At 70.0% G+C, this 14453-nt stretch carries 8 protein-coding genes; all 8 read left to right on the top strand.

The genetic code is table 11. The features are described from left to right. Positions 1 to 12 precede the first annotated feature (12 nt). The 8 genes from tssM to G6O69_RS02930 all read left to right on the top strand — a co-directional run bounded on the left by tssM (position 13) and on the right by G6O69_RS02930 (position 14448). Entirely contained in the window at positions 13 to 3672 is a 3660-nt protein-coding gene (gene tssM, locus G6O69_RS02965; protein ID WP_172302010.1) for a type VI secretion system membrane subunit TssM, read from the top strand. A 6-nt stretch (positions 3673 to 3678) separates the two neighbouring features. Beyond that, positions 3679 to 4626 (top strand): type VI secretion system-associated protein TagF, encoded by a 948-nt coding sequence (gene tagF, locus G6O69_RS02960; protein WP_172302009.1) that lies wholly within the window; start codon positions 3679 to 3681, stop codon positions 4624 to 4626. A gap of 17 nt (positions 4627 to 4643) precedes the next feature. Then, on the top strand, positions 4644 to 6794 hold the full coding sequence (tssC, locus tag G6O69_RS02955; protein ID WP_172302008.1) for a type VI secretion system contractile sheath large subunit: 2151 nt from the start codon (positions 4644 to 4646) through the stop codon (positions 6792 to 6794). Positions 6795 to 6939: 145 nt separating this feature from the next. Next, positions 6940 to 8979 (top strand): serine/threonine-protein kinase, encoded by a 2040-nt coding sequence (locus G6O69_RS02950; protein WP_176396598.1) that lies wholly within the window; start codon positions 6940 to 6942, stop codon positions 8977 to 8979. A 33-nt stretch (positions 8980 to 9012) separates the two neighbouring features. Next, positions 9013 to 10857, top strand: a complete 1845-nt coding sequence (locus G6O69_RS02945; RefSeq protein WP_172302006.1) for a penicillin-insensitive murein endopeptidase — start codon at positions 9013 to 9015, stop codon at positions 10855 to 10857. A 52-nt stretch (positions 10858 to 10909) separates the two neighbouring features. Next, entirely contained in the window at positions 10910 to 11653 is a 744-nt protein-coding gene (locus G6O69_RS41870; protein WP_176396597.1) for a CPBP family intramembrane glutamic endopeptidase, read from the top strand. Positions 11654 to 11708: 55 nt separating this feature from the next. Next, complete coding sequence (locus G6O69_RS02935; RefSeq protein ID WP_172302004.1) at positions 11709 to 13370, top strand: SpoIID/LytB domain-containing protein; 1662 nt, start codon at positions 11709 to 11711, stop codon at positions 13368 to 13370. 79 nt (positions 13371 to 13449) lie between these two features. Next, positions 13450 to 14448 (top strand): questin oxidase family protein, encoded by a 999-nt coding sequence (locus G6O69_RS02930; protein WP_172302003.1) that lies wholly within the window; start codon positions 13450 to 13452, stop codon positions 14446 to 14448. Positions 14449 to 14453: the final 5 nt, after the last annotated feature.

Raw genomic sequence — 14453 nt, 5'->3', positions numbered from 1 at the left:
GGAGACCTCATCGTGAGCATCTTGAAGTACATCTTCGCGGTCCTGCTGATCGCCGTCGTCTGGGGGCTGTGGTGGTGGCTCAAGCTGCCGCTGTGGATCGCCGTCGTCTCGACGATCGTCATCGTCCTGGTCCTGGTCACGATCGTGATCTGGGGCATCGTCAAGTCGCGGCGCGCCGCGGCGAAGATCGAGGCGGCGCTGGCCAAGCAGGGCGCCGCCCAGGCCGCGGGCGCGCGCCCGGACCTCCAGGCCGACATCAACGCGATGTCGTCGGAGTTCAACAAGGCCGTCGGCGCGCTCAAGGGCTCCAAGCTCGGCAAGGACGCGCTCTACACCCTGCCCTGGTACGTGATCATCGGCCCGCCCGGCGTCGGCAAGAGCACCGCCTTGCGCAACTCGGGCCTACAGTTCCCCTACCTGTCCGAGCGCGGCGGCGGGGCCGTCAAGGGCATCGGCGGCACGCGCAACTGCGACTGGTGGATGACCAACCAGGCGGTGATCGTCGACACCGCCGGGCGCTACACCACCGAGGACACCGACCGCGACGAGTGGCTGGCCTTCCTCGACCTGCTGCGTGACACCCGGCCCAAGCGGCCGATCAACGGGATCCTGCTCGCCGTCGCCGTGTCCGACTTCGTCGAGGCCAGCGAGGACGAGGTCAACACCATGGCCATGAAGATCCGCGCGCGCATCGACGAGGTGACCAAGCACCTCGAGATGTCCGTGCCGGTCTACGTGCTGTTCACCAAGTGCGACCTGCTGCCCGGCTTCGTCGAGATGTACTCGGAGATGGGCAAGAACGAGCGCAAGGACATCTGGGGCTTCACGCTCCCGGTGACCGGCGCCTACGCGGGCGTCGACCCCCTGGGCACCTTCTGCGATCAGTTCGACCGCCTCGCCGACCGCACCGAGCAGCGCGCGCTGCGGCGGATGAGCGACGAGCGGCGGATCGACGCGCGCGGCAAGGTCTACGCCTTCCCGCAGCACTTCGAGGCCCTGCGAGACAAGCTCGCCAACTTCATCGGCCTGGTCTTCCAGGCCAACGTCTACGCCGAGACCCCGATGCTGCGCGGCTGCTACTTCACCAGCGGCACGCAGGAGGGCCGGCCCATCGATCGCCTGATGGGCTCCATGGCCCAGGCCTTCGGCATGCAGGCCAGCTCGCTGCTCGGCGGCTCACCCCAGGTCGAGGCGCGCAGCTACTTCCTGGGCAACCTGTTCAACAAGGTGATCTTCGCCGACCGCGAGCTCGCCCGGCGCAGCCAAAAGCACCTGCGCAAGGCCGGGATCCTCAAGTGGGGCGCGGCGGCGGCGATCTTCATCCTGGCCGTGGGCGCGGCGGTGCTCCCGGTCCGCTCGATGCGGGCCAACCAGGAGGTCATCAGCGAGCTCAACACCGCCGTCGAGACCATCGACGAGGAGGGGGCCGAGGACGCCTCGCCGATCCTCTCGGTCGAGCGCGGGTGGCCGATCTACTCGTCCGAGAGCGAGCTCTACGCGTTCGAGACCGACAGCACGCCGGTCAAGCTGCGCTGGGGCATGTACCAGGGCGAGACGCTGATGCAGCCGTCACGCGGGCTCTTTGGCCGGACCTTGCGCGAGGAGCTGGTCGTCCCCTTGATGGAGGAGCGCCGCCTCGAGCTCGCCAACTTCGCCAACCGCTACCCGACCGACGAGGACGAGCCGCCCGTCGACGAGTCGGGCCAGGCCTTCGACTCGCTGCGCGCCTACCTGCTGCTCGCCGGCAGCCTCGCCGACTACAAGGACCTGAGCGAGGACCTGCAGGGCCAGGCCAAGAGCCTGGGCGAGGACAGCTGGCTGGCCGCGGAGCTCGCCGACTGGTGGAGCACGGCGCTGCTCGTCGACTCGGAGTCGGCCAGCTACAAGAAGATGGCCGAGATGACCTCGGAGTACGTCAAGGTGCTCCGCGAGCGCCCCGAGGAGCTCGAGATCGAGTACGACGAGGCGCTGGTCGAGGACGTCCGCAAGGTCCTGCGGCGCAGCGATCGCACCGAGGCCCTGCTCGCCGAGCTGATCCGCAGCGCGGGCGAGACCGACGGGGTCAAGGACGTGACCTTGGCCTCGATGAAGCTCGGGACCTCCGTCTACAAAAACGGGGGCATGCGCGTGCGCGGGGCGTTCACGCGCCAGGGCTGGGAGAAGTACTGCCGCAGCGAGCTCGCCAAGAACCAGGGCGAGTTCGTCGGTCAGGAGTGGGTCTTGGGCCTCAGCGACATCGAGGCCAAGGAGCGGCGCATGGAAGATCGCCTGCGCCTGCGCTCGCGCTACTTCGACCAGTACATCAAGGAGTGGGACCAGTTCGTCGCCAAGATCTACGTCGAGCCTGCGACCACCCTCGTCGGCTCGCTGACCATGTTCCAGGACCTCGCCCGCGGCGGCACGCCGCTGCGCCGGATCCTCAACCAGGTCGGCTGGCACGTCGACCTCAAGGAGGAGGAGCGCAAGCCGGGGGACAAGCCGTGGTGGGATCAGGTCCCGACCGAGATGAAGGACAAGCTCGAGAAGGAGGCGCTCGAGCAGGGCGCCCGGGCGCTCTATGAGCGCCACGACATCAAGACCTACTTCGATCCCTTCGTCGGCTTTGGCATCGACATCAGCAGCAGCGAGGCCGACCCCGACGGTCCGCCCGACGTCGCTGGCAACCTCCAGATCGACGCCTACGCCGAGCAGCTGACCGCGGTCCGCGACGCGCTCCAGGCCGCCGTCGACGACCGCGACGCCCTCGAGGACCTGGGCAAGCGGATCAAGATCGGCACCAACGTGGTCAAGGGCCAGGTCGCCGAGCAGCAAGAGCCGTGGCGCAGCCGCTACGACAACATCCTGCGCCCGCCCTTCGACGCGGTCCGCGGCGCGCTCGAGGGTGACATGGGCGCGCAGGTCGGCGAGTCGTGGTGCGAGGCCGTCTACATCCCCTGGCAGGAGCAGGTCGGCAACCGCTTCCCCTTCGACCCCAAGGGCTACGACATGCCGCTGTCGGAGTTCTCCGCGTGGATCGGCCCGGATCAGGGCCCGATCTGGGACTTCTACACGGCCTCCTTGTCCGGGCGGATCGAGAAGAACGGCAACCGGTTCTCGATCAAGAGCGGGGGCAAGGCCTCGACCCTGTCCTACAACGCTCGCCTGCCGCCTTTCCTGACCGACGTCGCCGACGCGGGCTCGGTGATGTTCCCGCCGGGCAGCGCCGAGCCCAAGTTCGAGTTCGAGGTCCAGATCGACGGCACGCCCGGCGTCCAGGAGATCACCTTGACCGTCGACGGCGCCAAGGTCAGCTACCGCAACGGCCCGCAGACCTGGAAGACCATGGTCTGGCCGGGGACCGAGGGCGATCCCGGGGCGAGCATCCGCGCCAAGGGCCTCAGCCGCAACGGCGACGTCTCGCGCAAGGGGGAGTGGGGCTTTTGGCGGCTGCTCGCCGAGGCCAACGTCAGCGGCGCCGCGGGCCAGCAGGTCTACTCGATCAAGTGGGACCTCAGCGATCAGCAGGTCGGCGTGATCACGATCCGCCTGCGACCCAAACGCAACGAGACGCCGCTCTTTGGCGTGCCCTCGCGGGGCAGCAACAAGTACCTGGGGCTGTTCACGAGCATGACGGTCCCGCGCTCGGTCGTCGCCGGCTACGCCTGCCAGGGCGAGTCCGAAGGGGCGGAGTAGGCTGCCGTGAGCACCGTCGGCCTGTTCGGGAAGACCCCTTCGCAGCGCGACTTCGTGCGCGTGAACATCGGCATGCCAGTGGTCCGCGCCCTCGACGAGTGGCTGCGCGAGAGCGTGATGAGCTTGCCGGCTCGGCGCGCGCACCTGCCCCCGGAGTCGCTGCCTTTCCTGTTCAGGGCGCCGGACGACGCCGGCTTCCTGATCGGGATGATGCGCGACAGCAAGGACGGGGTCGGGCGCGAGTTCCCGCTCGCGGTCTTCCACCACCTCGACGGCCCGGCCCACGCCTTCAACTGGCCGGGGATCCCCCGGGCCTACGCCGGGTTCATGGCCGCGGCCAGCGAGCTGCTCGATCGCGTCGACAGCACCGACCCCAGCCACCTGCCCTGGCTGCTCGAGCAGCTGCCCTGCCCCAGCGCCGCGGAGGTGACCACGGCCCTCGAGCAGGGCTGGCAGGGGCTCGCCAACCTGTCCGCCGACGAGCTCCTCGATCGCCTCTTCGCGCGCCCGACAGGCAACCCGGAGGGCGATCGCTGGACCGACGATCACATCTACGGGATCGGGATGTTGCTCAACGCCTGCTACCGCGTGGCTGGGCACCCGCCTCGAGGCAAGGACTCGATCTGCCTCGACTGCCCGGTGACCTCCGACTCCGAGCTGGTGTTCTGGCTCGAGCTCGCCCGCAGGGTGTTGCGCTGGCGGACGCCGCCGAGCTTCATGTGGTCTCAGCGGCAGTTTCGCATGCTCTTGATCCTCGGCACCCCCAGCCCCAACCTGCTCGGCGTGCTCGGCACGCCGGGGCTCTTCGACGACAAGGTCTGGTCGTTGATCGCCGATGACGAGGAGCACGCCGCGCGCGGCGGGCGACTGCTGACGCCGCACCAACGCGCGGCCATCGAGCGCCCGCGGCAAAGCGGCGCGATGCTCATCGACGGTATCGCGCCGCCGATCTGACTCCAGAGGTCGACGCCATGAGCAGCCAAGACTCCGCCACGCGCGATCGTGTCTCCCTCGTCTATCGCGACCACGAGACCAAGGAAGAGAAGGAGCTGCCCTTCAAGATCCTGGTCATCGGCGACTACACGGGCTGCGAGGACGAGCGCCCCCTCGACGAGCGCAAGCCGGCCAAGATCGACCGCCAAAACCTCGGCGCGGTCATGAGCGGGATGGGCCTGCACCTGCGCTTCAACTGCCAGAGCAAGTTCAGCGACGACCCGGAGGACACGATCCCCGTGGATCTGCGCTTCTCGTCCTTCGCCGACTTTGGGCCGCAGTGGGTCGCCCACCAGGTCCCGATGCTGCGCGAGCTGGTCGAGTCGCGGCGGACCCTGAGCGAGTTCAAAGACTGGCTGCGCGGCTCGCCCTCGCTGGTCTTTCGTCTCAAGAAGGCGCTGTGCGCTCCGGAGACCCGGGCCCAGCTGCGCCGCGAGCTCAGCGTGGGCGGCCAGGCCGAGATGCTCGACTGGGTGATCGAGGGCGCGGAGGTGGGGCCACACGACGCGGGCTATCTCGAGCTGCGCGAGGGCGTGTCGGCCTACCTGCGCACGCGGCTGACGGAGTTCGATGACCCGGATCCCGAGGCGCTGGCCGCGGCCGAGCGCGAGCGAGAGGCGAGGGAGGCGGCAAAGGCTGCGGAGCCGGCGGATCTCGACGCCCCGGATCGCCTCGATGGTGAGCAAGCCGACGCGCCGCCGCTGGCCGCACCGGCCCCGACCCCGGGGTCGGAGGAGGGGGCGGCGCTGCTCGAGGACATGCTCGAGAACGCCGAGGTCACGCCGGACACCCGCGTGCGCGCAGGCGTCCGGCTCAAGCCGGAGCAGGTGCTCGTCGACCTCGCCGGCGTGGATCTGGCGATCGTCGAGATCGATCGCCTGCTCGGGGCCCAGGTCGACGCGATCCTCCACCACCCGGACTTTCAGGCCCTCGAGTCGGCGTGGCGATCGCTGCGCTACCTGGTGGCTAGCGTCAACTTCCGCGAGAACTGCGAGATCCACCTGCTCAACTGCCCCAAGCAGGATCTGATCGACGACTTCGAAGACGCCCCGGAGATCGCCAAGTCGGGGCTCTACCGCCTGGTCTACTCCATCGAGTACGGCACCTTCGGCGGCGAGCCCTACGGGATCGTGGTCTGCGACTACGAGTTCGACCCCTACCCCGTGGACATGAACCTGCTGGCCAACTGCGCCGCGGTCGCGTCCATGGCCCACGTGCCCTTTTTGGCCAACGCCTCGCCGCGCTTTTTTGGCGAGGAGAGCTTCGAGCGCCTGGCGACCTACGCCGACGTGCGCTCGATCTTCCAGGGCCCGCAGTACACGCGCTGGAACAGCTTCCGCGACAGCGAGGACGCGCGCTACGTCGGCCTGTGCCTGCCGCGATTCCTGCTCCGCGAGCCCTACGGGCGCCAAGAGGTCTCGAACTTCAACTACGCCGAGCACACGCCCAAGAAGGCGGACTACCTGTGGGGCCACGCCTCGTTCAGCTTTGCGACCTGCGTGGCGCGTAGCTTCGCCCGCTACCGCTGGTGCCCGAACATCGTCGGACCGACGGCCGGCGGGGCCGTGGAGGACCTCCCCGCCCTCGGCTTCGCGTCGATGCACGGGATCGAGACGCGGATGGCCACGGAGATCCAGCTGACCGAGCGCCACGAGTACGAGCTCTCGGAGGAGGGCTTCACCGGCCTGGTCTTCCTCAAGGCCGGGGACATGGGTTGTTTCTTTTCGGCGAACTCTTGCCAGCGGCCCAAGACCTACGCGAACACCGACGAGGGCAGGGGGATGAGCCTCGGCGCGCGGCTCGGCGCGCAGCTGCCCTATATCTTCATCGTCTGCCGGATCGCGCACTACCTCAAGGTGCTCCAGCGCGAGGAGATTGGCCGTCACCTCGAGCGCGGCGACATGGAGCGCGAGCTCAACTTGTGGCTGCGCCAGTACATCTCCGACATGGACAACCCCGCCCCGGCGATCCGCGGCAAGCGGCCGCTGCGGCAGGCGGAGATCAAGGTCGAGGAGGTTCCGGGCCAGGCTGGCTGGTACCGAGCGCACCTCAAGCTGCGTCCGCACCTCAAGTACATGGGCGCCTCCTTCACCCTCTCGCTGGTCGGCAAGCTCGAGCGCGAGGGGTAGGTTTCACTCGCACGTTTCAGCTGATCCGCGCACGGTGCTTTGGGCTGTCTGCGCGGTCCCGATCGGGTAAAGTCGCCCTGGGACGCGTACGGTCGCTGTCGTCGCGTGCCCGAGCCCGGTGACGCCGGGTGCGATCCGGCCAGCGGTGCCGGACGCAAAGGAGTCTCTCGTGTCGGAGAAGACAGAATTCACCACTGGAGGTCCCCCTTCATCGGTCCCTGGCTGGAAGCCGCCCCCCGACCTGGTCGGGCAGGTGCTGGCCGATCGCTACAAGGTCGTCTCGGTCATCGGCGACGGCGGGATGGGGAAGGTCTACCTCGGCGAGCACGTGACCTTGCGAAAGAAGGTCGCGATCAAGGTGCTCAAGCAGGAATTTTGCCACGACCGGACCAACGTCGAGCGCTTCCTCCAAGAGGCCCGCGCGGCCTCGATGATCCGCCACGAGAACATCGTCGACATCATGGACTTCGGCCAGGTGCCGGGGGGCTCGGTGTTCTTCGTGATGGAGCTGCTCGAGGGCGGCGACCTCTCGGATCTGCTCAAGCAGGTCGGGCGTCTGCCCTGGCTGCGGACCCGCAACGTGCTGCTGCAGGTGGTTCGAGCCCTGCGCGCGGCCCATGACGCGGGGATCATCCACCGCGACATGAAGCCCGCGAACGTGTTCTTGATCGATCGCAGCGGCTTCACCGACTACGCCAAGGTCCTCGACTTCGGCATCGCCAAGGTCGACGACCAGGGCACCGGGCTCACGCGCACGGGGGCGGTGTTCGGCACCGCCGGCTACATGGCGCCGGAGCAGGCCTGCGGCGACCCCGTCGACGCGCGCACCGACGTCTACGCCGTCGGCTGCATGATGTACGAGATGCTCACGGGGCGGCTGCCCTTCCCGGGCACCAACTTCATGCGCGTGCTGACGCAGCACATGAACGAGCCGCCGCCGCCGCCGCGCGACGTGGCTCCGGACGCCGACATCTCCGACGAGGTCGAGACCATCATCCTCACGGCGCTGTCGAAGAAGGCCGAGGATCGCTTTGCGAGCATGGCGGACTTCGAGCGGGCGATCGCCCAGGCCAACGGCGAGGTCGCTACGGTCCCGCCGCAAAACCGCCCGCGGACCTCGGACGGGACGGTGGTGCTCGACACTGGCGCCGCCAGCCCCTTCGCCGGGATGACCCCCGGCCAGCCGCCGTCCGGCTACGGCAGCAATGGCGGCGAGGAGGGCGATGGCGCGACGATGATGCTCGACGGCATGGGCGGCGTGGACCTCGGCTCAGGCGGCGAGGGTGATGGCGCGACGATGATGCTCGACGGCATGGGCGGCGTGGACCTCGGCGCGGGCGAGCAGGACAGCGACTCGACCGTGATGCTCGAGGGCGGCGGCATGTTCGAGGACATCGCGACCGCCGAGTACGGTGGCGCCGAGGCTCAGGCCATGGTCGATCACGCCGCCGGCGTGATGGCGGCGAGCTCGGCCGAGCAGGCCGCCAACAAGAAGAAGCGGATGATCATGATCGGCGGCGGCGTGGGTGCGCTGGCGATCGTGGGGATCCTCGCCGCGGTGCTCCTTGGCGGCGGCGACGAGCTCGCGGCCGGAGACAGCGCGGCCGAGGCGAGCGCGGCCGAGGCCGGCGTGGCGGGTGACCCCGCGGCTGGCGAAGACGCCGCTGACGAGGCGGGGGAGCCCGCCGAGGGCGTGGCCGCTGATGAGGCGGGAGAGGCGGGAGAGGCTGGCGAGGACGCGGCCGAGGCCGGTGAGGACGCCGGCGCGGCCGATGGTGCCGTCGTGGGTGACCCCGCTGGCGGCTCCGACGAGGGCCTCGTCCTCGAGGAGGACGAGGACGAGGGCGCGGCGGACGAGGACGACGGCGAGGTCGAGAGCAACGGCCCCGAGCCGACCAAGAAGGCGACCACCACCAAGGTCAAGGAGTCGCTCTCCGACTCCGACGTCAACCGCGGGCTCAAGCGCATCAAGTCCAAGGTCAGCGCGTGCAAGAGCCAAGGCGGCTTGCCCGGCATGAAGGTCAAGGTCAACTTCTTGATCGCCGACGGCAAGGTCAGCTCGGCCTCGCCACGACCGCCCCACAACAACACCAAGGTCGGCAAGTGCGTCGCGGACGCGGTCAAGAAGGCTCGCTTCACCAAGGCGAAGCAGTCGAAGATCGTCGACGAAACCTTCACGCTCTGACCCTCGCCAGCTCGGGGGTCGAGCTCCCCAGCCATGCAAGGCCCGAGCATCAAGATCATCGCCTCGGACGGGAGCGCGCGCAGCGTCCCCTTCGCGGGCGTGCAGCTGTCCGTCGGTCGTAGCGCGGACAACGACCTCGTCCTCGAGGAGGGCGGGGTCTCGTCGCGTCACTGCCTGATCTCCAGGGATCCCACGGGCGCCTTCTTCGTCCAGGACTCGGGCTCGACCAACGGCACGTGGATCGGCGAGCAGCGGGTCACGGGCGCGACGCGGATCCAGCCCGGGACCAAGCTGGTCGTCGGCAGCTACCTGCTGACCCTCGAGAGCGCGGCGCGGAGCAGCCTCGCCGGGCTGACGGGTCCGCGCCCCGCTGTGGGGGCTGGGCTCGGCCTGGGCGTGAGAGGCCCGCTGCTGCGCAAGTCCGAGAGCGAGCACGCCCGCCGGCGTCTGCTCGATCGCATCGCTCGCTACGCCCAGGAGTGGGACGAGGCCGGGCGCCCCGGGCGGCTGCTGCTGCGCGGTCGAAACCTGCGCGGGGCCCTGGACCTGCTGCATCAAGTCGGGGATCCGGACCTGGCCTTTGGGGATCTCGAGGAGAGCTTCATCCGCGCCAGCGCCGAGGGCCAGACCCGCGGGCGCCTGCTCAAGCGCGTCGGGCTGATCGCCGGCGGCGTGGCCTTCGTCGGGCTGCTGGCGTTCGCGCTGACCCGGGACTGGGGCGGCGACGAGGCCGACGAGGTCGCCAGCGGCGAAGGCGAAGGCGAAGGCGAGGGCGAGGGCGGCGAGCACGGAGGCGCGATCGAGCAGGCCGACGAGGTCGCCCTGGTCGACGACAACTCCTCGTCTTCATCGCCCCCGCTGGACACGCGCAAGGAGTGGATCGAGCACCAGGTCATCCCCGCCGAGAGCCTCGAAGAGATCGCCCTGCGCTACGACGTGCCGATCGACAAGCTCAGCCGCTGGAACGGGGTCGGCGAGGGCGAGGCGCTCGAGGTCGGGAGCACGCTCCGCGTCGAGGTCGACCCGCTCACGGCGCCGCTGCCCTATCAGAACATCACCTACCGGACCGAGAAGCGCGAGTCGTGGTCGAGCCTGAGCAAGCGCTTCGACGTGCCCGTGGACAAGCTGCGCGCCTACAACCCCGAGGTGGGTGACACCTTGAAGGCCAAGGCCGAGCTGTCGATCTGGATCTCGCCCAAGCCGCTGACGCGCAAGCGCGACGTGCAGATCCCCGAGTTCACCGTGCGCGCCGACGCCATCTCCGTGGGCGCGCCCAAGGGCGGCAAGGTCATCAACGCGATCCAGTTCCCCGAGAACGACGACCTCTACAAGCGCCGCTACCCCAACATCATGTGGTGCGGCAGCCACATGGCCAAGCACCTGCAAGAGGCGATCGCCTCGTTCCGCTACACCTACGAGTTCGAGGGCGAGATCGTCGTCGCCGACATGAGCAAGCGAAACGGCGGCCCCTTCAAGCCGCACAAGTCGCATCAGTCGGGCCGCGACGTCGACATCTGGCTGCCCTCGCTCAAGGGCGTCTACAAGAAGAACAACATGCAGCGCGACATCCGGCCGGGCCCCGAAGAGGCCGACTGGTTCGCGCTCTATGGCTTCCTCAAGGCGCTGCACGAGAGCGGTGAGGTCCAGGCCGTGTTCTTGGCCTACGAGCTCCACGACCGCGTCTACAAGGCCGCCAAGCTCATGGGCGCCAGCGACGAGGAGCTCGAGGAGATGATCGCTTACCCGCGCGGCGCTCACGTGCGCAGCACCTTGTTGCAGCACTCGCCAGGGCACACCCACCACGTCCACGTCCGCTTCCGCTGCGGGCCGCAGGATCAGGACTGCTCCAACGTGGCGGACCACGATCCTGGAGACTGAGGGCCTGGGGACCGAGGGCCAAAGGCCGTGGCGTCGGCGGGCCTCGTGCGCCGTGGACGCCGGCTGTCTCCAGCAAGCCCGAGGAGGTGGCAAGCTGGCGCCAACGCCCGCGATCGCCCAGGCGGGCCGCCTCGGTGGTCGGTCGCGGGGCGGGTCGCTAATCTTCTTCGGGGTGCCGGTCATCGATCCCAGCTCGTCGAAGCCCGCGCCGGCACGCGCCGAGGTGGTCGCGAGCTTCTACCTCGGGCTGGCCCTGGTCGGCTTCCTCTGGCACGCCATCGGCCAGGAGAACAACGACTTTTGGCGCGCCGAGCCCGACCTGGCCGGCGACGTCTTCGACCTGCTGTGGACGCCGCTGCTGGGCGTGCTCTTTGGCGCGGCGGTGGTCGTGGTCTTTCGGGTGTTCGAGCGGCGCTGGGCGTGGCTGCCGGCGCTGCACCGCGAGTTTCGGGCGATCCTCGGGCGGCCCACGACCCGCGAGCTGGTGCTGCTGGCGGCGGCGAGCGCCGTGGGCGAGGAGATCCTCTTTCGCGGGGCGATGCTCGACGCCTGGGGCCTGTGGGTGAGCAGCCTGCTGTTCGCCGCGCTGCACGTGTCGCCGCAGCGCGAGCTGTGGCCGTGGACGGCGTCGGCGGGCCTGCTGGGCCTGGGCCTGGCCGGGCTGACGTTGCTCACCGGCAACCTCGGGGCGGCCGTGGCGGCGCACTTCGTGATCAACCTGCTCAACCTCACCCACGTCACGCGCCGCGACCCGGCGGTGGCGCTGCGCGGCCCGGTCCGGCCCTCGGGGCTGTGAGCGCAAAACCGCGGATTTTTTGGCGCCAGCGCCGGAGGATGCAAGACCCCGGAGCATGGCCGGGAGCTCGCGACGTCGCTTTCTCCAGACCTTGGGCGCGTCCTTGGTCGTCACCGGCGCCTCCTCGGCGCTGCCTGGAGACCTATGGGCTTCGGACACGAGCCTGAGTGACCGCCTGGATCTGCTCTACGGCAACCAGTTCAACTTCGACGACCACGGTCGACCGCGGATCACCGTGGGCCTGATGCAGGGCAAGCGCGAGGTCGCGCTCTCGGCCAGTGGCGGGCTCCAGGCGCTGCCCTCCGGCGACGGCGGCACGGCGATCCTCGGCGGCGGCCGCTGGCGGATCCGCGTGGCCGACTCCAAGCCGGCTCAGCAGCGCTTCCGCGTGGTCCTCGACGCGCTCCCGGCCAGCGAATTGCGCCGGGTAAGCGCCGAGTCCGAGCGCTGGAAGGGCCTCGGCTTCGACGTGGCCGAGCGCGAGGTCGGGGCGCTCTTCGGGGTCGCCGGCAAGGTCCTCGACACCCGCAAGGTGCTGCTGACCACGGACCTGTTCTCGTCCGAGAAAGAGGCCGAGGCCCGGGCGCGGGCCCTGGGCGAGCGCTTCGATCTGATCCCCCGCCTGCACCCCGAGGTCGAGCGGCGGGCGAGCGGGCGGATGATCGCCGAGGACCTCGAGACCGGCGTGCGCATCGAGGCCGAGGGCGTGCTGTGGTTCGCGCCGCGCCGCGGCGAGACGGTCACGGTCCACGACGTCGAGGACGATCGCGGGCGGGTCTACGCGAGCCGGCCCTACCGCGGGCAGATCTACGTGGCCATCGATCGCCGCGGCGAGCTCGCGGTGGTCAACCTCGTCGGCGAGAGCGACCTGCTCTCGGGGGTCGTGCCCTCGGAGATCTACGCCTCGGCGCCGCTCGAGGCCCTCAAGGCCCAGGCCGTCGCGGCCCGCGGCCACGTGCTCGCCAAGATCGGCGCGCGCCACCTCGACGATCCTTTCTTGCTGTGCGCGCACCAGCACTGCCAGGTCTACTCGGGCGTCGCCAGCGAGCACGCGCGGACCAACGACGCCGTGCGCGGGACGATCGGCCGGGTGCTGATGCGGCCCAACGAGACCCAGCTGGTCGACACCGTCTACTCGGCCAACTGTGGCGGGCACACCGAGGACAACGAGCACGTGTGGGCGAGCCCTGCGGATCCGCAGCTGCGCGGCGTCGCGGATCCGCAGCTGGGCAAGGACTTCCGCGACGGCATCGACGCCAGCAACCTGAGCGCGTGGCTGAGCGCGACGCCGGACAGCTACAGCCGGCCGGCGAGCGAGCGCATGGCCGCGGCCTACCGCTGGACCGAGACCATCGACCCCGACTCGCTCGTCGGCAACCCGGACATCCCCGCGGACTTCGGCAAGCTGATGAAGATCGAGGTCCACGCCCGCGGGCGCAGCGGTCGGGCGACCCACGCCTCGCTGCACGGCTCGCGGCGCAGCGTGGACCTGCACGGAGAGCTGCGCATCCGCAAGGCCCTGGGCGGGCTGCGCTCGTCGATGTTCGTCGTCGACGGGAAGGACCGCCACGGGCGCCTGGTCCTGCGCGGCGGCGGCTATGGTCACGGCGTGGGCATGTGCCAGCACGGCGCCATCGGCATGGCGGCGGCGGGCAAGAGCTACGGGCCGATCCTCAACCACTACTACAGCGGCTCGAAGCTGATCCGCCTGTGGTGAGCTGGCGCCAGCGTTGACCTCTGGTTAATGCATTGACCAAGGGCGAGCGGGGCGGCCGCGGCGGGTCCATGCTCGAGTCATGAGCACGCACGACCAGGCGCTGGAGAAGCTCGCCCGCTACGGCCCCGAATTTCACGGCGGCCTGTCCAACCACGGCCCGATGGCGGTCGAGGCCCTGCACCACCTCGGCCACGACGCGGCGGTGCCTGCCTGGGTCGAGCGCTACGTCGGGGATCTCGAGCTGCTCGAGCCCGCCGAGGCAGCCCGTGGCCCGCTGCGCCTGGGCGCGCGCGAGCGCTACGTCGACTGGGTCGCGGACTTCGAGAGGCAGCTCGAGGACAGCTCGTGGCGCGAGCTCGTCGCGCGCTGGCTGCCGCAGCTGACCCCGGGCTTGTTCGCGGGGGCGACCCACGGCCTGCTGCGGACCAGCCACGCGATCCGGGCGCTGCGCGAGGCCGACACGCCCGCGCGGCGCAGCGAGCTCGCCCGCGGCCTGGGCTACTGGGCCGCGGTCTACCAGCCCCTGCCCGGCGTGGTTCGGGCCCGGGGGGAGCGCTCGGCGGCCGAGCTGCTCGCCGCGCTGCCGGAGGTCTCCCGGCCCGCCGACGGGTGGCTGATCAGCGAGGTGATCCACGCGGTCGACAGCGTCCCGGCGCTCGCGGTCCAGCTCTCGCGCCTCGACCCGGGCGAGCTCGAACCCAGCCGCCTGCTCGCCGCCCTCGCGCCCTGGGCGGGGGCCGGCGTCGAGGTCTCGCTCTTCGCCCACATCCACGTGCTCACGGCCGGCGTCGCGCTCTTGCAGTTCGAGGGCCTGGTCTCGGAGCTCGCGATGCATGACCTGCTCGAGCAGGGCTGGCACGCCCTCGCGGCGATGATCGCAACCTGGCGACCCGCGGCGCCGCAGGCTCAGCAGGGGCCGGTGCCGCAGGCAGAGCGCTTGATCGCGCGCGCGCTCGCCTGCGCTGACGAGCACGCGATCAAGCTCGTGGACGCTTGCGTGAGCGCGGACCGGCGCTTCGAGATCCCAGCGCTGCTGCGCGCGGCCGATGCCTTGCTCGCCGGCCTCGAGGCCCGCTGAAGTCA

This window comes from Pseudenhygromyxa sp. WMMC2535 (assembly GCF_011083025.2).
The sequence above is the reverse complement of the archived record's forward strand: the minus strand, read 5'-3'. Positions and strand labels throughout refer to the sequence as shown.

What these genes read in the sequence shown, in the direction of transcription:
- G6O69_RS02935 (WP_172302004.1), top strand. Translation starts at nt 11,709, where the DNA reads ATGGCCGGGAGCTCGCGACGTCGCTTTCTCCAGACCTTGGGCGCGTCC.
- G6O69_RS02945 (WP_172302006.1), top strand. Translation starts at nt 9,013, where the DNA reads ATGCAAGGCCCGAGCATCAAGATCATCGCCTCGGACGGGAGCGCGCGC.
- G6O69_RS02930 (WP_172302003.1), top strand. Translation starts at nt 13,450, where the DNA reads ATGAGCACGCACGACCAGGCGCTGGAGAAGCTCGCCCGCTACGGCCCC.
- tssC (WP_172302008.1), top strand. Translation starts at nt 4,644, where the DNA reads ATGAGCAGCCAAGACTCCGCCACGCGCGATCGTGTCTCCCTCGTCTAT.